This window comes from Cobetia sp. 1AS1, assembly GCF_029846435.1.
Taxonomy (GTDB): Bacteria; Pseudomonadota; Gammaproteobacteria; order Pseudomonadales; family Halomonadaceae; genus Cobetia; species Cobetia amphilecti.
Map to the genome: position 1 here is coordinate 85,985 of NZ_JARWKU010000007.1, position 24,485 is coordinate 110,469.

17 protein-coding genes and 2 tRNA genes are annotated in these 24,485 nt (G+C 63.2%); 8 read left to right on the plus strand and 11 right to left on the minus strand.

Annotation, left to right across the window (positions count from 1 at the left end):
• Nucleotides 1-30: 30 nt before the first annotated feature.
• From QD280_RS12550 to sdhC, 5 genes are all read right to left on the minus strand, one after another.
• Nucleotides 31-2,865 (minus strand): 2-oxoglutarate dehydrogenase E1 component, encoded by a 2,835-nt coding sequence (locus QD280_RS12550; protein ID WP_054555372.1) that lies wholly within the window; start codon nucleotides 2,863-2,865, stop codon nucleotides 31-33.
• 227 nt (nucleotides 2,866-3,092) lie between these two features.
• Nucleotides 3,093-3,797 carry a succinate dehydrogenase iron-sulfur subunit gene (locus QD280_RS12555; RefSeq protein ID WP_043333105.1) on the minus strand — a complete coding sequence of 235 codons (705 nt, stop codon included), beginning with the start codon at nucleotides 3,795-3,797 and terminating at the stop codon, nucleotides 3,093-3,095.
• A gap of 159 nt (nucleotides 3,798-3,956) precedes the next feature.
• Nucleotides 3,957-5,729 (minus strand): succinate dehydrogenase flavoprotein subunit, encoded by a 1,773-nt coding sequence (sdhA, locus tag QD280_RS12560; protein ID WP_043333106.1) that lies wholly within the window; start codon nucleotides 5,727-5,729, stop codon nucleotides 3,957-3,959.
• 3 nt (nucleotides 5,730-5,732) lie between these two features.
• On the minus strand, nucleotides 5,733-6,080 hold the full coding sequence (gene sdhD, locus QD280_RS12565) for a succinate dehydrogenase, hydrophobic membrane anchor protein (protein ID WP_043333107.1): 348 nt from the start codon (nucleotides 6,078-6,080) through the stop codon (nucleotides 5,733-5,735).
• On the minus strand, nucleotides 6,074-6,451 hold the full coding sequence (gene sdhC, locus QD280_RS12570) for a succinate dehydrogenase, cytochrome b556 subunit (protein WP_043333108.1): 378 nt from the start codon (nucleotides 6,449-6,451) through the stop codon (nucleotides 6,074-6,076). Before sdhC ends, sdhD begins: the two co-directional genes overlap by 7 nt.
• A gap of 391 nt (nucleotides 6,452-6,842) precedes the next feature.
• Here sdhC and gltA point away from each other — a divergent pair, with 391 nt between their 5' ends.
• Complete coding sequence (gltA, locus tag QD280_RS12575; RefSeq protein WP_043333109.1) at nucleotides 6,843-8,129, plus strand: citrate synthase; 1,287 nt, start codon at nucleotides 6,843-6,845, stop codon at nucleotides 8,127-8,129.
• 276 nt (nucleotides 8,130-8,405) lie between these two features.
• Complete coding sequence (locus QD280_RS12580) at nucleotides 8,406-9,293, plus strand: NAD(P)-dependent oxidoreductase (RefSeq protein WP_279839479.1); 888 nt, start codon at nucleotides 8,406-8,408, stop codon at nucleotides 9,291-9,293.
• A 530-nt stretch (nucleotides 9,294-9,823) separates the two neighbouring features.
• On the opposite strand, the gene QD280_RS12585 is transcribed toward QD280_RS12580, so the two are convergent.
• The 3 genes from QD280_RS12585 to gltX all read right to left on the minus strand — a co-directional run bounded on the left by QD280_RS12585 (nucleotide 9,824) and on the right by gltX (nucleotide 11,666).
• Nucleotides 9,824-9,899, minus strand: a tRNA-Glu gene (locus QD280_RS12585).
• Nucleotides 9,900-9,917: 18 nt separating this feature from the next.
• A tRNA-Ala gene (locus QD280_RS12590) sits at nucleotides 9,918-9,993 on the minus strand.
• 197 nt (nucleotides 9,994-10,190) lie between these two features.
• A complete protein-coding gene (gene gltX, locus QD280_RS12595; protein ID WP_043333111.1) occupies nucleotides 10,191-11,666 on the minus strand; it encodes a glutamate--tRNA ligase in 1,476 nt (491 codons plus the stop codon).
• Nucleotides 11,667-11,923: 257 nt separating this feature from the next.
• Here gltX and cydD point away from each other — a divergent pair, with 257 nt between their 5' ends.
• The 3 genes from cydD to QD280_RS12610 are packed head-to-tail and all read left to right on the plus strand — an operon-like array spanning nucleotide 11,924 to nucleotide 16,527.
• Nucleotides 11,924-13,762, plus strand: coding sequence for a thiol reductant ABC exporter subunit CydD (cydD, locus tag QD280_RS12600; protein WP_279839481.1), 1,839 nt, complete (start codon nucleotides 11,924-11,926; stop codon nucleotides 13,760-13,762).
• Entirely contained in the window at nucleotides 13,759-15,678 is a 1,920-nt protein-coding gene (gene cydC / locus QD280_RS12605; RefSeq protein ID WP_279839483.1) for a thiol reductant ABC exporter subunit CydC, read from the plus strand. Before cydD ends, cydC begins: the two co-directional genes overlap by 4 nt.
• Before the next feature lie 36 nt (nucleotides 15,679-15,714).
• Nucleotides 15,715-16,527 (plus strand): SDR family NAD(P)-dependent oxidoreductase, encoded by an 813-nt coding sequence (locus tag QD280_RS12610; RefSeq protein WP_279839485.1) that lies wholly within the window; start codon nucleotides 15,715-15,717, stop codon nucleotides 16,525-16,527.
• 20 nt (nucleotides 16,528-16,547) lie between these two features.
• Here QD280_RS12610 and QD280_RS12615 read toward each other — a convergent pair whose 3' ends face one another.
• The 3 genes from QD280_RS12615 to QD280_RS12625 all read right to left on the minus strand — a co-directional run bounded on the left by QD280_RS12615 (nucleotide 16,548) and on the right by QD280_RS12625 (nucleotide 20,477).
• Nucleotides 16,548-17,447, minus strand: a complete 900-nt coding sequence (locus tag QD280_RS12615) for a LysR family transcriptional regulator (protein ID WP_043333112.1) — start codon at nucleotides 17,445-17,447, stop codon at nucleotides 16,548-16,550.
• Between the two features lie 441 nt (nucleotides 17,448-17,888).
• Nucleotides 17,889-18,950 carry a magnesium/cobalt transporter CorA gene (corA, locus tag QD280_RS12620; RefSeq protein ID WP_279839487.1) on the minus strand — a complete coding sequence of 354 codons (1,062 nt, stop codon included), beginning with the start codon at nucleotides 18,948-18,950 and terminating at the stop codon, nucleotides 17,889-17,891.
• 972 nt (nucleotides 18,951-19,922) lie between these two features.
• Nucleotides 19,923-20,477, minus strand: coding sequence for a carboxymuconolactone decarboxylase family protein (locus QD280_RS12625; protein WP_213113502.1), 555 nt, complete (start codon nucleotides 20,475-20,477; stop codon nucleotides 19,923-19,925).
• Nucleotides 20,478-20,774: 297 nt separating this feature from the next.
• Here QD280_RS12625 and QD280_RS12630 point away from each other — a divergent pair, with 297 nt between their 5' ends.
• The 3 genes from QD280_RS12630 to QD280_RS12640 all read left to right on the plus strand — a co-directional run bounded on the left by QD280_RS12630 (nucleotide 20,775) and on the right by QD280_RS12640 (nucleotide 24,403).
• Nucleotides 20,775-21,392 carry a TetR/AcrR family transcriptional regulator gene (locus tag QD280_RS12630; RefSeq protein WP_043333114.1) on the plus strand — a complete coding sequence of 206 codons (618 nt, stop codon included), beginning with the start codon at nucleotides 20,775-20,777 and terminating at the stop codon, nucleotides 21,390-21,392.
• A gap of 148 nt (nucleotides 21,393-21,540) precedes the next feature.
• Nucleotides 21,541-22,548 carry a tRNA dihydrouridine(20/20a) synthase DusA gene (gene dusA / locus QD280_RS12635; RefSeq protein WP_052384479.1) on the plus strand — a complete coding sequence of 336 codons (1,008 nt, stop codon included), beginning with the start codon at nucleotides 21,541-21,543 and terminating at the stop codon, nucleotides 22,546-22,548.
• Nucleotides 22,549-23,005: 457 nt separating this feature from the next.
• Nucleotides 23,006-24,403: a peptide MFS transporter gene (locus tag QD280_RS12640; RefSeq protein WP_279839490.1), complete on the plus strand. Its 1,398-nt coding sequence runs from the start codon at nucleotides 23,006-23,008 to the stop codon at nucleotides 24,401-24,403.
• Nucleotides 24,404-24,485: the final 82 nt, after the last annotated feature.

Genomic DNA, 24,485 nt, shown 5'->3' on the forward strand with positions numbered 1-24,485 from the left:
TCTCTCGGTGCCCTTGCGGGTCGCGAGCCTTTACTTGTTGAAGGCGTCGTCGACCAGCTGGCGCTGCTGCTCGTTATGAACGGACATGTAGCCCGCGGCAGGTGCCGCAGAGGCCGGGCGTCCGGCGAAGTCCAGGCTCATGCCAAGCCCCTGACGGTGCTGCTCAGCGACCTGACGCATATGGTGCTGACTCTGATACCAGGCACCCTGGTTGAGCGGCTCTTCCTGGCACCACATCACCTGCTCGAGATTCTCGTAGTCGGCGATGGCGGCCTGGAGCTCTTCCTTCGGGAAGGGATAGAGCTGCTCGACACGGATGATGGCAACATCTTCACGGCCCTGCTCGGCGCGATAGGCGGCCAGGTCATAGTAGACCTTGCCCGCACACAGCACGACGCGCTTGACCTTGGAAGCTTCCAGGTTGCCCTTGTCGGACAGCACCATCTCGAAGCGGCCATCGGCCAGCTCGTCGAGGGTGGAAGTCGCTTCCTTGTGACGCAGCAGAGACTTGGGTGACAGCACGACCAGCGGCTTGCGCAGCGAGCGGATGACCTGACGACGCAGCAGATGATAGATCTGCGCCGGCGTGGTCGGCATGCATACCTGCATGTTGTGCTCGGCACACAGCTGGAGGTAACGCTCGAGGCGTGCGGAGCTGTGCTCCGGGCCCTGACCCTCGTAGCCGTGCGGCAGCAGCATGGTCAGACCACACAGGCGGCCCCACTTGCTCTCGCCGGAGGAGATGAACTGGTCCATCACCACCTGGGCGCCGTTGGCGAAGTCACCGAACTGGGCTTCCCACACGACCAATGCCTTGGGCATGGTGGTGGCATAGCCATATTCAAAGGCCAGCACCGCTTCCTCGGAGAGGTAGGAGTCATGGATGGTGAAGGTCGCCTGACCATCCTTGATGTGCTGCAGCGGCACGTAGGTGTCGCCATCCTTCTGGTTGTGCACCACCGCATGACGGTGGGAGAAGGTACCGCGACCCACATCCTGACCGGTGATACGCACCGGATGGTCGGCATCGACCAGGGTGGCGTAGGCCAGTGTCTCGGCGAAGCCCCAGTTCAGCGGCATGCCACCGGCGGCCATCTTGCGACGGTCTTCGTAGATCTTGTTGACCTGACGCTGGACCGAGATGCCGTCCGGCACTTCGCACATCTTGTTGGCGAGGGCCTGCAGCTGCTTCATGTCCATCGAGGTATCGGCGACGCCGGTCCACTCGTGGCCCAGGTACGGCGTCCAATCGACGAACAGACCGGTGTTGGGCTGCTTCACCAGCGCATTGGCAACGTGGTTGCCGGCATCCAGGTCGGCACGGTACTGATCGACCAGGTGCTTGGTCTCTTCCGCGCTGAGCACGCCTTCCTCGACCAGACGGTCCGCATACTTCTCGCGGGCAGTCTTCTGGGACTTGATCTTGGCGTACATCAGCGGCTGGGTACCGGACGGCTCGTCGGCTTCGTTGTGACCGCGCTTGCGGTAACACACGAGGTCGAGCACGACGTCACGCTTGAACTGCTGGCGGTAGTCGATGGCGACCTGAGCGGCGTGCAGCACGGCGTCCGGATCATCTCCATTGACGTGGATGATCGGCGCCTGAACCATCTTGGCGATGTCGGTGCAGTATTCGGTCGAGCGAGCGTCATCGGCACGCGAGGTGGTGAAGCCCACCTGGTTGTTGATGACGACATGCACGGTACCGCCCGTCTTGTAGGCACGGGTCTGCGACATCTGGAAGGTTTCCATGACCACGCCCTGACCGGCGAATGCCGCGTCACCGTGGATGGAGATCGGCAGTACGCTGTCGCCTTCGCTGTCTTCGCGACGGTCCTGACGGGCACGCACGGAGCCTTCCACCACCGGAGAGACGATTTCCAGGTGCGACGGGTTGAACGCCAGCGCCAGGTGGACTTCGCCGCCCGGGGTCATGACATTCGAGCTGAAGCCCTGGTGGTACTTCACGTCGCCGGAACCCTTGGCAATCTGCTTCTTGCCATCGAATTCCTCGATCAGCTCTGACGGGCTCTTGCCCAGCAGGTTGACCAGCAGGTTGAGACGGCCACGGTGGGCCATGCCGATCACGACTTCCTTGGTACCGTACTTGCCGCTGCGCTGGATCAGCTCATCCATCATCGGAATGAAGGATTCGCCGCCTTCCAGACCAAAGCGCTTGGTGCCCGGGTACTTGCTGGCGAGATAGCTCTCGAGGCCTTCGGCGGCGGTCAGACGTTCCAGCACGTGATGACGGACATCGCGTGAGAAGTTCGGCTTGGAACGTACGGACTCGAAACGCTGCTGCAGCCAGCGCTTCTCTTCCGTGTTGACGATGTGCATGAACTCGGCGCCGATGCTGCGGCAGTAGGTCTGCTCGAGCGCGGCGTGGATTTCCTTGAGCGGTGCAACATCCTTGCCGAGGAACAGCGAGCCGGTCTGGAACTCGACGTCCATGTCAGCGGCGGACAGCTGATGGAAGGACAGTTCGAGGTCCGGTACCGGTGCCGGCTTGCGCAGACCGAGGGGATCGATATCCGCCTTCTGGTGGCCACGGAAGCGGTAGGCGTTGATCAGCTGGAGAACACGAACCTGCTTCTTGTTCTCGCTGCTTTCGCCCGCAGAGACAGCCACCGGGCGGCGACTGTTGCGACCCATCTCGTAGAACTGATCACGGATCGGCGCTAGCGGAACATCCTGGGAGGGGCTGCCGTCATGACGCGGCAGAGTATCAAAGTAGTTGCGCCACTCGTCGGGAACCTCATTCGGGTCGACAAGATAACGCTCGTAGAGATCTTCTACGTAGTGGACATTCCCCCCGCTCATATGGGAAGTGCGCCACATCAACTCCATTGTGCCTTCTTGCATCTCTCGGTCACCCTGACTGATGGGGTGGGGTAGGCGCCTGACAAGCGCTGTCGGCGTCACTCGATTATGCCCTGTATGGCGAAACCATGGAGGCCTTCACCATCTGAGTCTTCTTTTATCGTCAAAAGCCGGTGCACAAGGCACCGGCTTCAGCAAGCTGTGCGCTGCGACAAGGTGTGACACCCTGCCGCAGCTGACGTGCATCATAGCAAGCTAAGGCGCGGCTTTTAAGTGGCGTTTGCCAGCAAAAGCTCACGAATCTTGCCGATGGCACGTGTCGGGTTCAGACCCTTGGGGCAAACCGCGACACAATTCATGATTCCGCGACAACGGAATACGGCAAACGGGTCGTCCAGCTCGCTCAAACGCTCCTTGGTGGCGGTGTCACGCGAGTCCGCCAGGAAGCGATAGGCCTGCAGCAGACCGCTCGGACCGACGAACTTGTCCGGGTTCCACCAGAAGGACGGGCAGGCAGTCGAGCAGCAGGCACACAGGATGCACTCGTAGAGACCGTCGAGCTTGTCACGGTCTTCCGGCGACTGCAGACGCTCGATGGCCGGCGCCGGCGTGTCGTTGAGCAGGTACGGCTGGATGCGCTCGTACTGCTTGTAGAAGATGCTCATGTCGACGACCAGGTCACGCACGACCGGCAGGCCCGGCAGCGGACGCAGCACCAGCTTGTTGTCCTTGACGACTTCGGACAGCGCGGTGACACAGGTCAGGCCGTTCTTGCCGTTCATGTTCATGCCGTCCGAACCGCAGACGCCTTCACGGCAGCTGCGACGATAGGCCAGCGAGCTGTCCTGTTCCTTGAGCATTTCCATCACGTTCAACACCATCAGGTCACGACCCTGGGTGTCGACCTGAAACTCCTGCATGTACGGCGCAGTATCGGTTTCAGGGTTGTAGCGGTATATGGATACCTGAAGCATGGTTTCCCCTCCGGGCAAACGGGTCAGGTGCGTGCGGTGACCTGCACGCACCTCGATCACGGCGAACTCAAGCGAGAGTGAACTCGAGCGAGTGCGAACTTGGTCTGAAGCAAGGCGCGGCGTCCCGAACGGGTCGCGACGCGCGCCTTGGGTTCAGACTCAGTAGGTACGAATCTTCGGCTCGAAACGCTCGACGGTCTTCGGCGCGAAGTTCACATCACGCTTGCCGACACGCTTCTCGTTCGGGAAGAACAGAGAATGCTTGAGCCAGTTCTCGTCATCACGATCCGGGAAGTCGTAACGGGAGTGAGCACCACGGCTTTCCTTGCGGGTCAGGGCCGCAATGGCAGTGGCTTCCGCCACTTCCATCAGGTTGTCCAGCTCGAGAGCTTCGATACGCGCGGTATTGAAGACCTGAGACTTGTCGGACAGACCCGCCTTGGCGATACGCTCACGTAGATCGGACAGCTGCTTGACGCCCTCTTCCATCTTGTCTTCCTGACGGAAGACACCGAAGGAGTTCTGCATGATCTGCTGCAGTTCGCGCTTGAGTTCCGGCACGGACTCGCCGCTTTCGGACTCGTTCCAGCGGTTCAGGCGCACCAGGGCAGCATCGATGTCGCTCTGCGTCGGCTCGAGGTACTCGACACCTTCGTTGAGCGCGCTTTCGATGTACTTGCCCGCGGCGCGGCCGAAGACGACCAGATCCAGCAGCGAGTTGCCGCCCAGACGGTTGGCACCGTGAACGGACACACAGGCCACTTCACCCACGGCATAGAGGCCGTTGACGATGCGGTCGCTGCCGTCTTCGTTCTGTGCGATGGCCTGACCGTGCACGTTGGTGGCGATGCCGCCCATCATGTAGTGGCAGGTCGGCACGACCGGGATCGGCGCGTTGGTCGGATCGACGTGCGCGAAGGTCTTGGACAGCTCGGAGATACCCGGCAGGCGCTTGTTCAGCACTTCCTCGCCCAGGTGATCCAGCTTCAGGAAGACGTGGTCGCCATTCTCGCCACAGCCACGGCCTTCGAGGATTTCCAGCACCATGGAGCGCGCGACGACATCACGGCCCGCGAGGTCCTTGGCGTTCGGCGCATAACGCTCCATGAAGCGCTCGCCGTCCTTGTTGACCAGGTAGCCACCTTCACCGCGGCAACCTTCGGTGACCAGCACGCCCGCACCGTGAATCCCGGTCGGGTGGAACTGCCACATTTCCATGTCCTGGACAGGCAGGCCGGCACGCAGTGCCATGCCGATACCGTCGCCGGTGTTGATCAGGGCATTGGTGGTGGAGGCGTAGATACGGCCCGCACCGCCAGTGGCCAGAACGGTGGCCTTGGACTTCACGACCACGGTCTCGCCGGTCTCGATGCACAGGGCAATCACGCCGACGATATCGCCGTTGGCATTCTTGACCAGATCGATGGCGTACCACTCGTCGAGGAAGACGGTGCCGTTCTTCAGGTTGGCCTGATACAGAGTGTGCAGCAGGGCGTGACCGGTACGGTCAGCCGCGGCGCAGGTACGAGCCGCCTGGCCGCCCTTGCCGAAGTCCTTGGACTGGCCACCGAACGGACGCTGATAGATGCGGCCGTTGTCGAAACGGGAGAACGGCAGACCCATGTGCTCAAGCTCGAAGACCGCTTTCGGGCCTTCGGTACACATATATTCCGCAGCGTCCTGATCAGCGATGTAATCGCCACCCTTGACGGTGTCATACATGTGCCAGCGCCAATCATCATTCGGATCAGCAGAAGCGATGGCACAGGTGATACCGCCCTGGGCAGAGACAGTATGCGAGCGGGTCGGGAAGACCTTGGACAGCACGGCGGTCTTCTTGCCGGACTGGGACAGTTCGAGACCGGCACGCAGGCCAGCGCCGCCGCCGCCGATGATGATCGCGTCGAATGTCAGGCTACGCATGGTGGACATGTATCAGGCTCCCCACAGGACTTGAACGCCCCAGACCAAGAAGATGAACAACGCAAGGATGACGAAGACCTGGAAACCGAAACGCAGTGCGGTCGGCTTCATGTAATCGGTCGCCACGGTCCACAGACCGATCCAGGCGTGTGCGGCAATCGAGATGAATGCCATCAGAGAGAAGATGCGCATCGCCGTGTTCTCGAACAGACCACTCCAGGTGGTGTAGTCGAGGTTCGGATGGAGCAGCAGGTAGCCGACCATGAACACGGAATAGACTGCCAGAATCACGGCAGAAACACGCTGCAGCACCCAGTCGGACAGACCGCTGCGGCTGAAATTGGTGATGTTGTTTACCATACCCAGACTCCCGCCAGGACCACGAGAACAGCACTGATCACGACAGTGACCTGCGCCTTGCGATTAGCACTTTCCAGTTCGACACCAATATCCATGTCCATCAGCAGGTGCTTGATGCCAGCCACGAAGTGGAAACCGAGGGCAGACAGCAGGCCCCAGGCCACGATCTTGGCCAGGAAGTTGGTCGCCAGGGTGTCGCGCACTGCCTCGAACCCTTCCGGGGAGGACAGCGAGGCATCGAGTGCCCACAGCGCAAATACCAGGCCCACGAACAGAATCACGCCGGTAATACGGTGGGTGATTGAAGTCAGCGCAGGGAGAGGGAACTTTATCGTCGTCAGATCGAGATTTACGGGTCGTTTGCTATTCACGGCTCTTACACACTCTCTTGGCCCAACACGGACGCAAGCCCGCAGGGGCGGTGGTTTGAGGAAGGGTCTCGGGCGCAGGCCATCCACGGTACCGAGCCGAATTTCCCGCCAGTCGCGCGACGGTGGATTATAGGGGTTGGCCATTGGCATGACAAATGGCATGACGTCGCAGGGCCGCAACCACGGATTGCACAAAATGCAGTGAACAGGACGCGACCTGACGCCACGGGATACGTAAACGTCGGGGAACTGACGCACAGCAGCATGGCGCGCGTCTCTACGCCGTGTGGCGAATTGACAATCTTTCGCGGGCTTCTATAGTGGGCGGGATTGATGCAAGCCCGGCATGGCAAGCAAGTCAAAGAGTTACGCGAATAATGAGGAGGTCGGCATGACTGACAAGAAAGCGACATTGACAGTAGACGGTATCGACAAGAGCATCGAGTTCCCGGTCTATTCCGGCACGCTCGGCCAGGACGTCATCGACGTTCGCGGCCTGACCGCCGAAGGCATGTTCACCTACGACCCGGGCTTCGTCTCCACTGCCGCCTGCGAATCATCCATCACCTTCATCGATGGCCAGAAAGGCGTGCTGCTGCATCGCGGCTACCCCATCGACCAGCTGGCCAAGAGCTCCAACTACATCGAGCTGTGCTACCTGCTGCTGTTCGGAGAGCTGCCGAGCGACGAGGAATACGACAAGTTCGCCCAGCTGATCAGCAACCACACCATGGTGCATGAGCAGATCGTCAACTTCTTCAAGGGCTTCCGTCGCGACGCCCACCCGATGGCGATCCTGTGCGGCGTGGTCGGTGGCCTGGCCGCCTTCTATCACGACAACCTGAACATCACCAACGAGAAGGAACGCTACGTCAGCGCCGTGCGCCTGATCGCCAAGATGCCGACCCTGGCGGCCATGTGCCACAAGTACAACATCGGTCAGCCGTTCATGTACCCGCGCAATGACCTCTCCTACGGCGAGAACTTCCTGTACATGATGTTCGGCAACCCGTGCGAGGAGTACAAGATCAACCCGGTGTTCGCCAAGGCGATGGACACCATCTTCATGCTGCACGCCGACCACGAGCAGAACGCCTCGACCTCTACCGTGCGTCTGGCCGGCTCCACCGGTGCCAACCCGTTCGCCTGCATCAGCGCCGGTATCGCGGCACTGTGGGGCCCGGCACACGGCGGCGCCAACGAAGCCGTGCTGGCCATGCTCGACGAGATCGGTGAAGAGTCCGAGGAGAACATCCAGCGCTTCATCGACAAGGCCAAGGACAAGGAAGACCCGTTCAAGCTGATGGGCTTCGGTCACCGCGTCTATCGCAACTTCGATCCGCGCGCCAAGGTCATGAAAGAGACCTGCGACGAAGTGCTGGAGCAGCTGGGCATGGCGGACGACCCGCAGCTCAAGATCGCCAAGCGTCTGGAGCAGATCGCGCTGGAAGACGAGTACTTCATCGAGCGCAAGCTGTACCCGAATGTCGACTTCTATTCCGGCATCATCCTCAAGGCGATCGGCATCCCGACCAACATGTTCACGGTCATCTTCGCCATGTCGCGCACCATCGGCTGGATCTCCCACTGGAACGAGATGATCGCCGGCGGCCACCGCATCGGCCGTCCGCGTCAGCTCTACACCGGCCACCCGCAGCGCGACTATCCGGCCAAGTAACCCAGCACCAATCAACTCAGTACCAGGCAACCCGGCAACATCGGGTCATTCGCCTGCAGGACAGACCGCCTCTTCGGAGGCGGTTTTTTTTGGCTGTCGCCTCTCATGCGCGCAACCCCTGCCTGACAGCAAGCCATAAAGCCGCCCCATCCCCGCCCCGGACGTGCTAGCGTGCTGATATACCGGCCTCTTCACGTCCTGTGCGCGCCGGCACGCCATGCGCCCCACCGCGAGCGGCGCAACCTCATTCCTGATTGATGGCAAGGAGCCCCCAGCATGTCAGACACACACACAACGCCACGTACCGCCGCCTTCATCGGACTCGGTGTCATGGGTCACCCCATGGCCGGCCATCTGAAACGCGCAGGCCTTGAGGTGCGGGTCTACAACCGCACACGTGCACGCGCCGAGCAGTGGAGCGAGGAGTACGGCGGCAGCCATCACGCCACCCCGCGAGAAGCCGCCGAGGGCGCCGATATCGTGCTGATGTGCGTTGGCAATGATGATGACGTGCGCAGCGTCACCTACAGCGACGACGGTGTGCTGGCCGGCATGGCGAGCGGCAGCCTGCTGGTGGACCACACCACCGCCAGCGCCAACCTGGCACGCGAGCTGGCCGCCGCCGCAGCCGAGGCCGGCATCGGCTTCGTCGACGCACCGGTCTCCGGCGGCCAGCAAGGCGCCGTGAATGGCGTGCTGACCATCATGTGTGGCGGCAGCGAGGCGGATTACGCGCGTGCCGAGCCGGTGCTGACGCACTACGGTCGCATGGTGAAGCGCATCGGCGAGACCGGTGCCGGCCAGACCACCAAGATGGTCAATCAGATCTGCATTGCCGGGCTGGTGCAGGCGCTTTCCGAGGGCCTGCACTTCGCCGAGCAGGCCGGGCTGGATCGCGAGGCGGTGATCGAGGTGATCTCCAAGGGTGCCGCCGGCTCCTGGCAGATGGAAAACCGTCACGCCACCATGATCAAGGACGAGTACGATCACGGCTTTGCCGTCGACTGGATGCGCAAGGACCTCGACATCTGCCTGGCGGAAGCACGCCGCATCGATGCCAGCCTGCCGGTGACCGCGCTGGTCGATCAGTTCTATGCCGACGTGCAGGCCATGGGCGGCAATCGCTGGGACACCTCCTCGCTGCTCAAGCGCCTCTCCAGATGAAGCGGGACTGAATACATGCGAGCGAGCTGAATCGCACCACACGGCCTCGCACTGAAAACGCCTCATTCCAACGCCATATGGACGCGGGAATGAGGCGTTTTCTCTTGCCGCAGCGCAACATCCCAGACAGCAGCGGCGCTCGGCAGGTTTTTCCACACTATCTGTGGATAACCTCGTTGATAACCCCTAGACAAGCGCGGCGAACCAGCATGACAGCGGGCTTACCAACAGATTGCACAAAATTTAACCAGCGCATAAACCATTGATATAAAAGAAATTTTTGGTAACACGACGTAAGCGCCAGCCGCAGGGGCCGCACTTTGGGAAGAGATGCAGGGGGAGATGTGACAGCGCGCGAACAGTGGACAAGACACGGGGTCTGTCAAGGGCGACTTGGGGATAACATGCTTTTCTGCCGACACACAGGCTGTGCATAAGCCAGAATCAGGGACAAAAAAAACACACCCCGCAAGGTGTGCTTTTTTGTTGACTTCACGAGACCTGAAAGGTGACTCGAGATGTCTGAAGAGTGGCGTCCCATAGGGGGTTCGAACCCCTGTTACCGCCGTGAAAGGGCGGTGTCCTGGACCACTAGACGAATGGGACGCAGTCGCTTGAGAAACTTGGTGGAGCCTAGCGGGATCGAACCGCTGACCTCAACACTGCCAGTGTTGCGCTCTCCCAGCTGAGCTAAGGCCCCGTCTCTCAAGAACGAGGCGTATCTTACTGATAACCCTCGGGGTCGTCAACTTCTTTTTCACACAATTCTCATCGTGATGCTGATCAGCACTGAAAGCGCTGTTCAGCGCCCTGCTGCAAGACATGGCCCCCATGACGACATACGTCACGGGGGCCATCATCTGCACATCGCAGACACCCTTGCAGATCGCGATATTCTTACAGGTCGCGATATTCCTTCTCGAAGCGCTTGGCGGCCTTCTTGGAGACGCCACCCAGCACGGCCACGGCGTGACGCAGACGCGCGCGCGTCATGTCGGAGCCCAGAATGACCATCGCGTCCATCACCGAGGTGGAGGTCGCCGAGCCGGTCACCGCCACGAATACCGGTGCCAGGAAGTCCTTCATCTTGAGCCCGAAGTGCTCGGAGAGCAGCTTCACTTCCGCCAGCAGATGCTCCTTGTCCCAGCGGCTCACGGCTTCAAGCTTCCAGGTCAGGAACTGCATCTGACGCACCAGGTCTTCGCCTTCCAGCTTCGCCTTGGCGAAGTCGTCCGGCGTGATGGCCGGCAGACCGGAGAAGAAGTGGCCGGCCAGCGGAATCGCCTCGGACAGCGTCTCGATACGCGGCTTCACTTCCGGCAGGATCTGCTTGACGTAGGACTCGTTGAAGGCCCACTGACGCAGTTCGCTCAGCAGCTCGTCCTCGGACAGATCGCGGATGTAGAGACCGTTCAGCCAGCTGAGCTTCTCGACATCGAATACCGGGCCACCCAGTGAGACACGCTGGATATCGAAGTGCTCCTGCATCTCGCTCAGGGTGAACTTCTCGCGCTCGTCCGGCATGGACCAGCCGAGACGGCCGAGATAGTTGATCACCGCCGCCGGCAGGTAACCCATGCGACGGTAGTAGAGGATCGACGTCGGGTTCTTGCGCTTGGACAGCTTGGTCTTGTCCGGGTTGCGCAGCAGCGGCATGTGGCACAGTTCCGGCATCTGCCAGCCGAAGTATTCATACAGCAGCTGATGCTTGGGCGCCGAGTTGATCCACTCCTCGCCACGCAGCACGTGGGTGATCTCCATCAGGTGATCATCCACCACGTTGGCCAGGTGGTAGGTCGGCATGCCGTCGGACTTGAGCAGGATCTGCGCATCGACCTGGGCCCACTCGACCTCGATCTCGCCGCGCAGCATGTCCTTGACCACACAGGTGCCGCTTTCCGGCACGTTCATGCGGATGACGAAGGGCGCGCCCGCCGCTTCACGACGTGCCACTTCTTCTGCCGGCAGCGCGAGATCGGACGGCTTGAGCGCCATGTGCAGACCTTCGGCCTTGCGCGACTCGCGCAGCTCGTCCAGCTCTTCACTGGTGCGATAGCACTTGAAGGCATGGCCGGCATCGATCAGCTGCTGGCAGTGTCTGGCGTAGATGTCGCCACGCTCACTCTGACGGTACGGGCCGTGCGGACCGCCGACATCCGGGCCTTCGGCCCATTCGATGCCCAGCCAGCGCAGCGAGTCGAGGATCATCTGCTCGGATTCGCCGGTGGAACGCGTCTGATCGGTATCCTCGATACGCAGAATGAACTCGCCACCGTGCTGACGAGCGAAGCACTGGTTGAACAGGGCGATGTAGGCGGTGCCGACGTGGGGATCACCAGTCGGCGACGGTGCGATGCGCGTACGAACGGTCATGTGGAGTCCAGTAGTTCGAGAAGAGAGGGCAACAAGCGTCTCGGCAATGACTGACTGCCGGGCCGTGAAATCACGCTGCTGTCTCAGCAGCAAGTGCTGGGGCATATTATACGCAAGGTGAAGATGTGCGACAGTGCGTCGCCGTGTACCAACGCTCTCTCGGCGGTAAGCTTGCGCCAGATGCGTCATTCTCTGCCTTGAGACGTGACGCCAGCGCCTCCCTGCAACTATCTCTGCCACCACCGGCAGGAGCATGAATGCCCCGAACTGCCGCTGCACCCGATGTTTCACCCTCCCCCACCGATGCCACTGCATCGGCAGAATTCGTGCCACGCCGCTGGCTGGAGACACTGGCACGTGCCGGTGGCCGCTGGCCCCAGCTCGCCATCCTGTGCGCCCTGCTCTCGACGCTGGCGCTGCTCGCCCAGGCCTGGGCCATCGCCCGTCTGGCCCAGGGCGTGGCGATCGACCGCGAAGGCCTGGCGACACTGTGGCCGGCCATCGCGGTGCTCGCCGCCAGTCTCTCGCTGCGCGGCGCGCTCACTGGCCTGCGTGGCTATGCCGGCACCCGCGCCAGTCAACAGATCCGCCGTCGCCTGCGCGAGCGCCTGCTGCAGCGCTTCGCCGAACTCGGCCCGCTGTGGGTGCGTCGCCAGCATCGCGCCAGTCTCGCCAACCGCGTCTGGGACCAGGTCGAATCACTGCACGGCTACTACGCCGACTTCCGCCCGCAGACACGCCTCGCGGGGCTGATTCCGCTGATGCTGCTGTGCGTGGTGTTTCCGCTCAACTGGGCGGCCGGCCTGATTCTGGCCACCACCGCACCACTGGTGCCGATCTTCATGATTCTGGTCGGCATCGCGGCGCGCAAGCGCTCGCAGGAGCAGTTCCGGGAGATGGACCGCATGGGCCGCCACTTCATGGACCTGCTCACCGGCCTCAAGACCCTGAAGCTGTTCGGCAGCGCCAGACGCGGCCCCCAGGTCGAGGCGGTCAGCCATGCCTTTCGCAAGCGCACCATGCGCGTGCTGCGCCTGGCCTTCCTGTCCTCCACGGTGCTGGAATTCTTCACCGCGGTGTCCATCGCGCTGCTGGCGGTCTATCTCGGCTTCCATTTCCTCGGCCATCTGCAATTCGGCACCTGGGGCGACTCACCGCTGACCCTGCAGACCGCGCTCTTCATTCTGGTGCTGGCGCCCGAGTTCTATCAGCCGCTGCGCGAGTTGGGCGTGCATTATCACGCCAAGGCCGAGGCCGAGGCTGCCGCCAGTGACCTCGCCCCCATCGTCGGCAGCGCCCCCTTCACGCAAGAGGCCGAGGCTGGCGCACAGACGCACAACGCCATCAGCGACCTGCCCGCGGTGCGCCCTCAGACCCGCAAGCTGCACTCGCTGATGCTGGAAGAGGTCTGTGTGCGCTATCCCAATCAGTGGAACCGCCAGACCAGCACACTGACTCCGCCGGCACTCGGCCCGCTGACCCTGCGGATCACCCAGGGCGAGCGTGTCGCGCTGACCGGTGCCTCCGGTTCCGGCAAGTCGACGCTGCTCAATCTGCTGCTCGGCTTCGTCGCGGCCAGCGACGGCCTGCTGTATCTCAACGGCCATCCGCTGAGCCACGGCCTGCCGCCGGGCATGGCGACCTGGGTCGGTCAGGAGACGGTGGTCCTGTCCGGCACGCTGGCCGACAACCTGCGTCTGGCCAGGCCTCAGGCCAGCGACGCACAGCTCGAAGCGGCGCTGGACAATGCCGACCTGCTTGACTGGTACCAGCACCTGCCGCGCGGGCTCGAGACGCGCCTTGGCGAGGGCGGTCAGGCGCTGTCCGGCGGCCAGGCACGCCGCCTGTCACTGGCCCGCGCCTTCTTGCATGACGCGCCGCTGGTGCTGCTGGATGAACCCACCGCCAGCCTGGACGCCGACAGCGAAGCGCGCGTGATCGCCGCGCTCAAGCGTCTCGGCGAGGGCCGCACCCTGCTGCTGCTGACCCACCGACCAGAGCTGCTGACGCTATGCCAGCGCCTGATTCACCTCGATGATGGCCAGCTGGTGCAGGACCGCCCGCTCCCCCTCCCGACGCCGCGAGGTGACGCATGAGCCGCGTCATCCGCAAGCCCGCGCCTGATAAGCCCGCGGCTGTCACGTCTGCGTCTGGTACATCGTCTGGTACGTCTGCGTCTGACACGCCCGCGGCCGTCACAGCCAGTGAGCCAGCACTGGGCGAGTCGCACGCCGAACAGCGCCCGCATCTGCGTGAACTGACGCCCTATCTGGCCTTGATGCGCGAGCATCGCGGCTGGCTGGGCATCGGCGCGCTACTGGCGCTGATCACCCTGCTGGCCGCCACCGGTCTGCTGGCGCTGTCGGGCTGGTTCCTCTCCGCGACTGCCGTGGCCGGCTTGAGCGTCGCCGCCACCCAGGCCTTCAACTTCTTCACCCCGGCGGCAGGCGTGCGCGGTCTGGCGCTGGCGCGCACCGCCGGGCGCTATGGCGAGCGCGTCACTACCCACGAAGGCACGCTGCGTCTGCTGGCGAGCCTGCGACGCCGCCTGTTCGAGGCCATCGAGCCGCTCTCCCCCGCCGCCCTGCAACATGCCGGCCAGGGAGAGTTGATGACCCGCCTGGGCGCGGATGTCGATGCCCTCGACAGCCTCTACGTGCGCGTATTGATTCCCTCGCTGGTGGCGGTCTGCGCCATCCTCGCCGCCGGCACGCTGATCGGCATCTTCGCGCCGACACTGGCGCTGGTGGCGGTGATCGGACTGGTGCTGACCGGCGGACTGGTGCCGTGGCTGGCCTGGTGGCGTGGCAGCCGTGACGCCATGCGGCATCAGTCCTCGGCCAGCCGCCTGCGCGCGCGCCTGCTGGAGCGCCTGCAGGGGCTGGGCGAGCTGGTGATCTATGGTCGCTGGAATGAAGAGCTTGAGCGCCTGGCCGAGCAACAGGCCGAGCGGGACCGCATCGAGCGCGCCCAGGCACGCCGTCAGGCACTGGCCAGCTGGCTGAGCCACAGTCTGCTGGGGCTGACGCTGGCTGGGGTGGCGCTACTCGGCGTCATGCAGATGGCGCCATATGCGAACACCGACATGACGACGCATTCTGGCGAGCTGCTCGATGGTCGCCTGCTGGCGCTGTTCCTGCTGGCCGTGCTCGGCGCCTTCGAGGCACTGGCGCCACTGCCGCTGGCCTGGCAGGGGCTCGGTCGCTGTCTGTCGGCGGCCGCGCGCCTCAACAGCGTGCAGGCCAATACGCCGGCGGCTCAGTTCCCCAGTGACTCCGAGGCTGCCACGCCGGTGGGTCACGCCTTGGAGATCGAGCAGTTGAGCGTCACCCACGGCGACACGCCGGTGCTCACAGAGCTTTCCCTGACGCTGGCTGCCGGCGAGCATCTGGCACTGCTCGGCCCGTCCGGCAGTGGCAAGAGCACCCTGCTGGACGTGCTCAGTCGCTTCCATCTCCCCAGCGCCGGACGCATCACGCTGGGCGGCGTGGCGCTGGACTCGCTCGATGAGGCCACGCTGCGCGCAAGCTTCGCGGTCTGCCCGCAGGACACGCATCTGTTCTGTGCCAGCTACGCCGACAACCTGCGCCTGGCCGCTCCCGAGGCCAGCGATGAGACACTGACGCGCATGCTGGAAAGCCTTGGCCTCGGTGACTGGCTGGCCCGCCAGCCACAGGGACTGGCCGGCTTCCCGGATGAAGGGGGGCGCTCGTTGTCCGGTGGCCAGCTGCGCCGCTTCGGTGTGGCGCGTGCGCTGCTGTCACCCGCGCCGATCGTGCTGCTCGATGAGCCCTGCGAAGGACTGGACCGCACCAGCGCCGCGCAGGTGATGAGCGCGATTCTCACCGCCTGCGAGGGCCGCAGCCTGATCATGATCACCCACCGGCCGCTGGGGCTGGAGCGCTTTGCGCGCCTGGCGCTGCTGGAAGCGGGCCGCCTGCAGGAAGACGCCACCCCGACCACGCTCAGCAGCGATTCCCGTCTCGCCAGGCTGATGGAGCGCACTGCCTGACGACAGTCACATTCGGCACTAAAGAGGGAGACATGCATGGCAGACCGCAGACTGGAAGATCAGCCATTGGCGGCGGATACCTTCGCGCGCCTGCCACAGGGCTTCTGCGCACTGGTCACCGGTGCCAGCGGCGGGATCGGGCGGGCGCTGATCGCTGAGCTGCTCGCCCACCCCCACTGTGGAAAAGTGCTGGCGGTGAGTCGCGATGTCTCATGCCTTCCGGCGCATCCCGAGCTCGAGACGCTGGAGGCCGACCTGACCACCGAGCAAGGCACCGCGCGCCTCGAGGAGTGGCTGGCACAGCAACTGGATAGCGAGGGCGAGACGGGGCAGCCACCGGCGCTGATACTCAACGCGCTGGGCCTGCTGCATGACGAGCGCGAGCAGCTATGGCCGGAGAAGCGTCTGGAGGATTTGAGTCTGGCGGCCCTGATGCGCCTGCACCAGGTCAACGCCTTCGCCCCGGCCCTACTGCTGGGAATGCTGGCGCCACGCCTGCGTCGACGCACGCCGGTGATCTTCGCCTCGCTGTCGGCGCGGGTCGGCTCGATCTCCGACAACCGCAGCGGCGGCTGGTATGCCTATCGCGCCAGCAAGGCCAGCCACAACATGCTGCTCAAGACCGCCGCCATCGAGATCGCGCGCCGCAATCCCGAGGCGCTGCTGGTCGCGCTGCATCCCGGCACCACTGACACCGGCCTGTCGACGCCCTTCCAGGCCCGCGTGCCCGAGGGCAAACTGTTCACCACGGGCTTTGTGGCGCGCCGTCTGTTGCGCGTCGCCTCTGAACTCCCGCCCACCGCCAGCGGCGGCTTCTACGACTGGGCCGGTCAGGCCATCGAGTGGTAACCCTCTCTGTAGAGGCAGCGTCAGAGCTGCAGATGCTCCTGGAACCACTCGGTGATGAAGTCGAGATAGGCGCGGGTCTTGTCGGGCAGGTACTTGCGTGAGCGGAACAGCACCACCATCGAGCCATGCTCATTCCAGTAGGGCTGCAGCAGCGGCACCAGTTCACCACTTTCCACTGCCGCGCGGGCCGAGAAGGTCGGCAGGTAGGCGAGACCGAAGCCGGCCTTGGCCGCCTCCACCACGCCGAGCAGATTGTTGATCACCAGCCGCGACTCCGGCTCCACATCGAAGGGCTGGCCATTGAGCGTGAAGCGCCAATGCGCCCCCAGGTCGTAATTGCCGTAGAAGATGGTATCGAAGGCGCGGATGTCCTGCGGCTGCACCGGCGGTGCATTGACGCGCGCCAGATAGTCCGGCGCCGCATACAGGCCATAGACCACCTTGCACAGTGGGCGCGAGACCATCGAGGAATCCGGCAGCGGCCCCATGCGAATCGCCAGATCCACCGACTCATCGATGGGCTCGAAGCGCTGATCCTCGAGCAGAATCTCGACGCTGACATCCGGGTAGCGACGCATGAAGGCGGTGGTCGGCGCGGCCAGATACATGAAGCCGAACGACACCTGCGCCGACACCTTGAGCTGGCCCATCGGCTGCGAGGTGACGGACTGCACGCGAGCCTCGGCGGATTCCAGCTCCTCGCGGATGCGCAGGCCGTGCTCGTAGTAGATGCGCCCCGCCTCGGTGAGATGCAGCTTGCGGGTCGAGCGATTGATCAGACTGACGCCCAGCTGCTCTTCCAGTGCCGCCACCCGCTTGGACGCCAGCGACTTGGAAATCCCCAGTCGCCGTGCCGCCGCCGTGAAACTGGCCGCGCGCACGACTTCGACGAATACGCGCAATGCATCAAGTGTCGCCATGTGTCTCCCTCACCCTCGCTGTGCAGCCGCCATGGCCCTCTGAATACGGCCAGACACCCCATCACTCCTTCAGGTTTCCAATATGGAAACCCTAGTTTTCGATTGTACGCGCTTATTCTCCAAAGCGTGGCACCCTATACTGTGCGCCACGAACATGCGGGAGCAGGCGCGTCGCGGCATCGGCCGCCTGCTCCCGGACTAGACCGACGACGGCCGGGCCTGCGTGGCGCAGCCCGACCGTCCAGGTTCGCGCTCAGGTAGTTGCACTGCTCATCCCACCGATTCCCGGTGACTGGTCTGCATGGCGACGCCCCCACGCGCGGTTTCGCTGTCGGCCCATCCCGGGCCTCGGTGGCGATCTTCAGTGTTGTAATGCAAGTTTCTTGTGCGCCTGGCCGTCTCACGACGCCAGGCGCTTTTTTTATGCCTGTCTTCAGTGACTTACAGCCACTTCTTCCACTTGAAGAACAGATAGGTCGAGAGCGCCGATACGCCCATCAGGCATAGCGCGAAGGGATAGCCCCAGTCCTCGTCCAGCTCCGGCATCCAGTGGAAGTTCATGCCGTAGATGCTGGCGATCAAGGTCGGCGGCATGAAGACTACTGCCGCGACCGAGAAGATCTTGATGATGCGGCTCTGGTCGAGGTTGGTGAAACCGATCGAGGCATCGAGCAGGAAGTTGACCTTGTCGAAGATGAAGGTGGTGTGCGGATTGAGCGAGTCAATATCGCGCAGCATGTCGCGAATCTCCTGACGTCGCGACTTCTGGCGTGGCGCCGAAGGCAGGTGGCGCGTCAGCTGACGCAGCAGGCGCTGACTGTCCAGCAGCGACTGGCGCACCTTGTCGTTGTAGCGCTCCTGCAGCAGGATGCCATGCAGGGTGTCTTCCAGCGCCTCGGGGTGCACCGCCTGCTTGCCCAGCGCCTCCAGTGCCCGGTAGATATCCTCGATCTCATCGGCCAGGTAATCGACCTTCATCGCCAGCAGCGCCAACAGCACCTCCCAGCCATCCTCCGGACTCAGTCGCTGACGACGCAGGTGATTGCGGAACAGCCTCAGCAGGCCGATATCCTCGTGGCGCATGCTGATCAGCTGGCGCCCATGCAGATGGAAGGCGACGTTGGCCGTCTGTGGCTCGCGCCCCTTGCGATGCGGAAACAGCGAGACGACGTGGATGCCATCGCCTTCCAGATAGAAGCGCGACGACGACTCGATCTCCTCCAGCTCCTCGACATCAGGCAGCTCCACCGTGAACTGTTCGCTCACCCAGCGCTTTTCCTGCTCATCCGGCTCGCAGAGATCGATCCACAGCACATCACTTCGCACCAGAATCGGCGGTGCCAGCTCGTCATCGGCCAGCAAGCCGGCATGCAGGGCAGCCGCCTCTTCAGCGCTATCCGCCAGGCGCGGCGGCGCATCGGGCTGGCCGGGCTGCGGGGCGGGCAACACGATATGTTCGCCGCGCAGGCGGCCATCATCGTGCAGTCGATAGAGTGTGATCATGATGACTTCCTCGAAAAGCCCCGCGGGTCGCGCCTGCGCACTGACTGACGGCGATGGCTGACCACTATGGCCAACCGGCTGAAAAGGCAGCGAAACCCGGGCGCCTTGGCGGCGTGGGAATAGGATGTCGTCATTCTAAACGAGATGACTCGCCAGCGGAGGCCGAGCGATGGGGCGTTATCAAGCACGAGGGCGTGAGCGCGAGGTCGCGTGCGAGAGATCGCCCGCAGGAGTGATTGAGCGAGTGATCGTGCGAGAGAGCGAGCGAGTGAGGGAGATAGTGCGCCAGAGCAGCGCCTGACGGCCAGACACGAAAAAAGGCGACCCGTGAGAGTCGCCCTAAGACCGTGACTAGCTTGATGAGGAGAAACCCGAACAGGGGCCTGACTCCGCTGTTCTGGCTACCGCATTCCATGGCGGGAAGCGATGAATCCAGATTATGCTCTCCGGCAGACGCCGTCAATACTAATGAGAAATATTTTCATTAACATTGAGTCAGCGTTTATCTCACGCGCCGCTGGCCTCCCCTCACCGGCTGACGTATCATGGCGCCAGAATATCAAGGTCGTGACTGGCCTGATGAGACGCTTGCCAGGGACCTGACATCCAAATCTGGTGAGCACGAAGCACCGCTCGACTCGCAAGCCTTCCTCCCTGTCATTGGCAGACGGAAAGCGAATGAATCGAGAAGCGCTTCCGGACGCCTCCCTCGTGCAAGCGAAGGAGGCGTCTTTTTTTGCGCATAAAAAAGCGGCCCACCCCGTAGGATGAGCCGCTGGCAAGGACCGTAAAACTGTCTGATGAGAAGCCTCCCGGCCAGGGGCCTGACTCCGCTGGCCGGGACACCGCTACCCATGGCGGGGAAGCGATGACCCCAGAATATGACCCGCGGGCTCAGACGTCAACACTAATGAGAAATATTTTCATTAGCATTGGAGCGTCAGGCACTTGCCGTTCCCTCTCGCCTCAGCTTCAGCCCTGTTTGTGCCACTCGAACTTCTTGAACGGCTCGTCGATCGGCGTCTCGGCCAGGTGATTGGTGTAGTTGCTCATCACCTTCTGGGACAGGCCCAGAATCACTTCCAGCACATTGCGCTTGGTGTAACCGGCATCGAGGAAGGTCTGCACGGTGGCGTCATCGACGAAGCCACGCTCACGCACCACGGCCAGCGTGAAGGTGCGCAGGGCTTCCAGACGCTCGGTCGGCAGCGGCGTCTCGTTGCGCAGCGCCTCGATGATGGCGTCATCGACCTTCATCGACTTGGCGATACCGGTATGCGCCGGCACACAGTAGTGGCAGTTGTGCTCGACGTTGATGGTCTGCCACACGACGGTGGTCTCTTCATCATCGAAGCTGCTGTCGAGGAACAGCTGGTGCAGCACCTGGTAGCCTTCCAGCAGGCCCGGGGCTTCGGCCATCACGGCGTGCAGGCCCGGCACCATGCCGAAGGCTTCGACGGACTTGCCGAGCAGCGGCTTGCTTTCCTGCGGGGCATTGTCGGCGGTATAGAGTGTGAAATCAGTCATGAGAACTCCTTCGGAATGATGAGCGAGATGCGCGGAGTCTTAAGGGCGGGCTGCCAGTCAGTGGCATGAAGCCTTGAGCAGCGCCCCTGGGGATGCAGGGCAAGATATGAGCAAACGCTCAAAATAACGCCTGACCACCCGCTGCACTGCGTTGTCGGGGAACACACTAGCTGGATTTGAGCGATCATTCAAGTTAAACTTGAGTACTCACTCAATACCTTGCTCCTTGCAGACCGCCCGCTTCGCCATGCCGCGCGAAGACAGGCGTCACTCGCGAGCCCCATCGTCAGGACAGCCATGCCACGCGCGACCTTGCACAACCGCCAGGATTCCCTCGAACGGGCGCTCAATCTCTTCTGGCAGAAGGGCTTTCATGCCACTTCGCTGAAGGATATCGAGCACGCGCTCGACATGCGTCCCGGCAGCATCTACGCCACCTTCGGCAGCAAGGATGGTCTCTTCCAGGAAGCGCTGGACTGCTACTCCGCACGCAGCCTGCGCGAGATGGAAAGCCTGATGGCCAGCCACGACTCGCCATTGACCGCCCTCGCCACCTATATCCGCAAGCTCGGCGGGCTGCGCGACTGCGAGGTGCCGTCCCGCGCCTGCATGCTGGCCAAGAGCCTGCTGGAACTCGGCGAGCGCGAACAGGCCGCCCGCGACAAGGTCGAGACGCTGCTCGCCAACATGGAAGCCCGCTTCCGCCAGGCCTTCGCAGACGCCCGCGACGCCGGTGAACTCATCGACCCCGAGCGCCCCGCGCACCAGCCGGAACGCCTCGGCCGCCGCCTGCAGGCCGAAGTCATGGGCCTGCGCGCCTACGCCCAACGTGAAGGCGAAAGCGAAGCCGTCCGCCAGCTCGCCGAAGACATCGCCCAGGATATCGAGGCGCTGAAGGTCAACAACACGCATTGAGCCATGAGCGGCGCATTGGCTCGCGGCTCCCTCTGACTCGGCGCTTCGCCTCACAAGCTGCTAGAATCACCGCCCGCTTGTCTCGACAGCGCCTGCACCTGATGCTCCGATCCCTGCTCCCATACCAGCCGATATGACTGCCATGCCGATGACACCGATTGACCGCACCTTTTCCGTTGCGCCGATGATGGAATGGACGACCCGTGACTACCGCGCCTTCGCGCGCGTGTTGAGCCGTCGTACGCTGCTGTACACGGAGATGGTGACCACCGGGGCATTGCTGTTCAATCCGGACCGCGAGCGCTTCCTGGGTCACGACGAGACGGAGCATCCGCTGGCGTTGCAGCTGGGTGGCAGCGACCCGCAGGCGCTGGCCGAGTGTGCGGCGATCGCCGAGAGCTGGGGCTATGACGAGGTGAACCTGAATGTCGGCTGCCCGAGCGACCGTGTGCAGAACAACATGATCGGTGCCTGTCTGATGGGCCATCCGGAGCTGGTGGCCAAGTGCGTGGCGGCGATGCAGGCGCAGGTGAAGATTCCGGTGACGGTGAAGTGCCGCATCGGGATCGATGATCAGGATGAGGACGCCGATCTCGAGCGCTTCATCACCACCGTGGCCGATGCCGGCTGCGACACCTTCAGCGTGCATGCGCGCAAGGCATGGCTGCAGGGCCTGTCGCCGAAGGAGAACCGCGATGTGCCGCCGCTGAACTACGGTCGCGTGCACCGCCTCAAGCAGGCGCACCCGTCCTTGCATATCGGTATCAATGGCGGCCTGAAGCTGATGGATGAGCTGCACGAGCAGCTGGAGCACGTCGACAGCGTGATGGTCGGCCGTGAGGCGTACCACAACCCCTGGTTGCTGGCGACGGTGGACAGCGAGCTGTACGGCGAGGCCGAGAATCCGCACACCAGCCGCCACGATGCGCTGCGTGCCTTCCGCCCCTACATCGAGAAGCGTCTCGCCGAGGGCGTGCGCCTCAACCACATCAGCCGCCATCTGCTGGGGCTGTTCCAGGGTCAGCCGGGTGGCCGTCAGTTCCGCCGTCATGTCTCCGAGAACGCCCACAAGCCGGGCGCGGGCATCGAGGTCATCGATGACGCCATGGCGCGCGTGCCGGAGCACCGCCCCGAGGCACAGGTCGAACAGGCCTGATCGAGCTGGCCTGCTCGCGCCGCTTCTGCTCTCTCTTCATGCCCCAATCTTCTGCCTTCTCTCTTGAGAGCAGCGCTTTCAAGAGACAGTCCCCCGACACCCGGCCCTCGCGCCGGGTGTCGTCGTCTCGGCAGTCAGCAAAGTGACGACACTGCACTGGCAGGCGTGACACCTGACGCAACCCTGCGTCGCCATCTAAGCTAATAACCCCTTAAATACCAATAACATGCATGACTTTCGTTTGATTGTCTGACAAAGCTATCTCACGCAGAATGGCTGACCATACGGACAACAACAGGTCTCGACATCGTCACGCCATGCTCGCGTGATGTCAGCCACACAACTGCTCCGTCATCGGCGATTCCTCCACAGTCCTCCTCTGCAGACCTGTGGGCCGGTCCATGCAGTCCCGTCATCCGGGCTGCGCTGCTTCTGCTGACACTTCCTTCGAGGTTCCATGTCCACACACTCCCCTACCGGAGCCAACAGCCGTGAGCTGTTCGGGCATCCGGCCGGACTCTATCTGCTGTTCTCCACGGAACTGTGGGAACGCTTCTCCTACTACGCCATGCGTGCCCTGCTGGTGCTCTATCTCACCGATGCCGTCACCAGTGGCGGTCTGGGCTGGAATCAGGGCGACGCCCTGCAGCTGTACGGCATCTTCACGGGCCTGGTGTACATCACGCCGATGTTCGGCGGAGCGCTGGCCGACAACTGGCTAGGTGCCCGCCGTGCGATCCTGATCGGGGGCCTGATCATGGCGGCCGGGCAATTCGTGCTCGCCGTGCCGCCGGCCATGAGCGGCCTCGACCCCGAGGTGCTGCTGTATATCGGTCTCGGCCTGCTGATCGTCGGCAACGGCCTGTTCAAGCCCAACATCTCCACGATGGTCGGCGACCTCTATCAACAGGGCGATCACCGCCGCGATGGCGCCTTCACCATCTTCTACATGGGCATCAACATCGGTGCGCTGCTGTCGGGCATCGTCGCGGGCTCCATGGCCGAAGGCTATGGCTGGAACGCCGGCTTCCTGGTGGCCGGTGTCGGCATGCTGCTGGCGGTCGCCATCCAGCTCATCTTCGCGCCGCGCCATCTGGGTGACCTGGGGGTCGAACCCAGCGCCCGCCGTGAGGCACGCCTGAGCAAGAGCAACAACCGCAAGACACCGCTGAGCCGCGAAGAGCGTGACCGCATCAAGGTCATCATGGTGCTGGGCCTGTTCACCATTCTGTTCTGGGCCGGTTTCGAGCAGGGCGGCGGCCTGATGGCGCTGTATGCGCAGGACTACACCGACCGCATGCTGATGGGCTTTGAAGTGCCGGCGGCCTGGTTCCAGTCGCTCAATCCGCTGTTCATCATCCTGCTCTCGCCGCTGCTGGCGGGTCTGTGGACACGCATGGACAACCGCGAGCCCAGCTCGCCGGTCAAGTTCGCCTTCGGCCTGATCGCCCTCGGCATCGGCTTCGTGTGCATGATCGGCGCGGTGCTGGAGCAGAAAGCCGCAGGCAGCGCCTCGATGATGTGGCTGGTCGGCGCCTTCTTCTTCCACACTCTCGGCGAGCTGTGCCTGTCGCCGGTGGGGCTGTCGATGGTCACCAAGCTGTCACCGGTGCGCATGGGCGCGCTGATGATGGGTGCCTGGTTCGCCTTCGTGGCGCTGGCCAACTACCTGGCCGGGATGATCGGCTCGCTGGTCGGCGAAGCCGGAGCCATGAGCGTGTTCGGCGGCATCGCCATCACCGGCGTGCTCGGCGGCCTGCTGTTGCTGGTGTTCGCCGGCAAGCTGGTGGACTGGATGCACGGCGCGGAAGCGCGTCATGACGGCCCGCTCGAGACCCAGACCAGCCACGGCTGAGTGCTCTGTATCTGTGACTATCGCTGTCGACCAGACGACAGACTGCTGCAACGCAAACGCCCCGCTCATTGAGCGGGGCGTT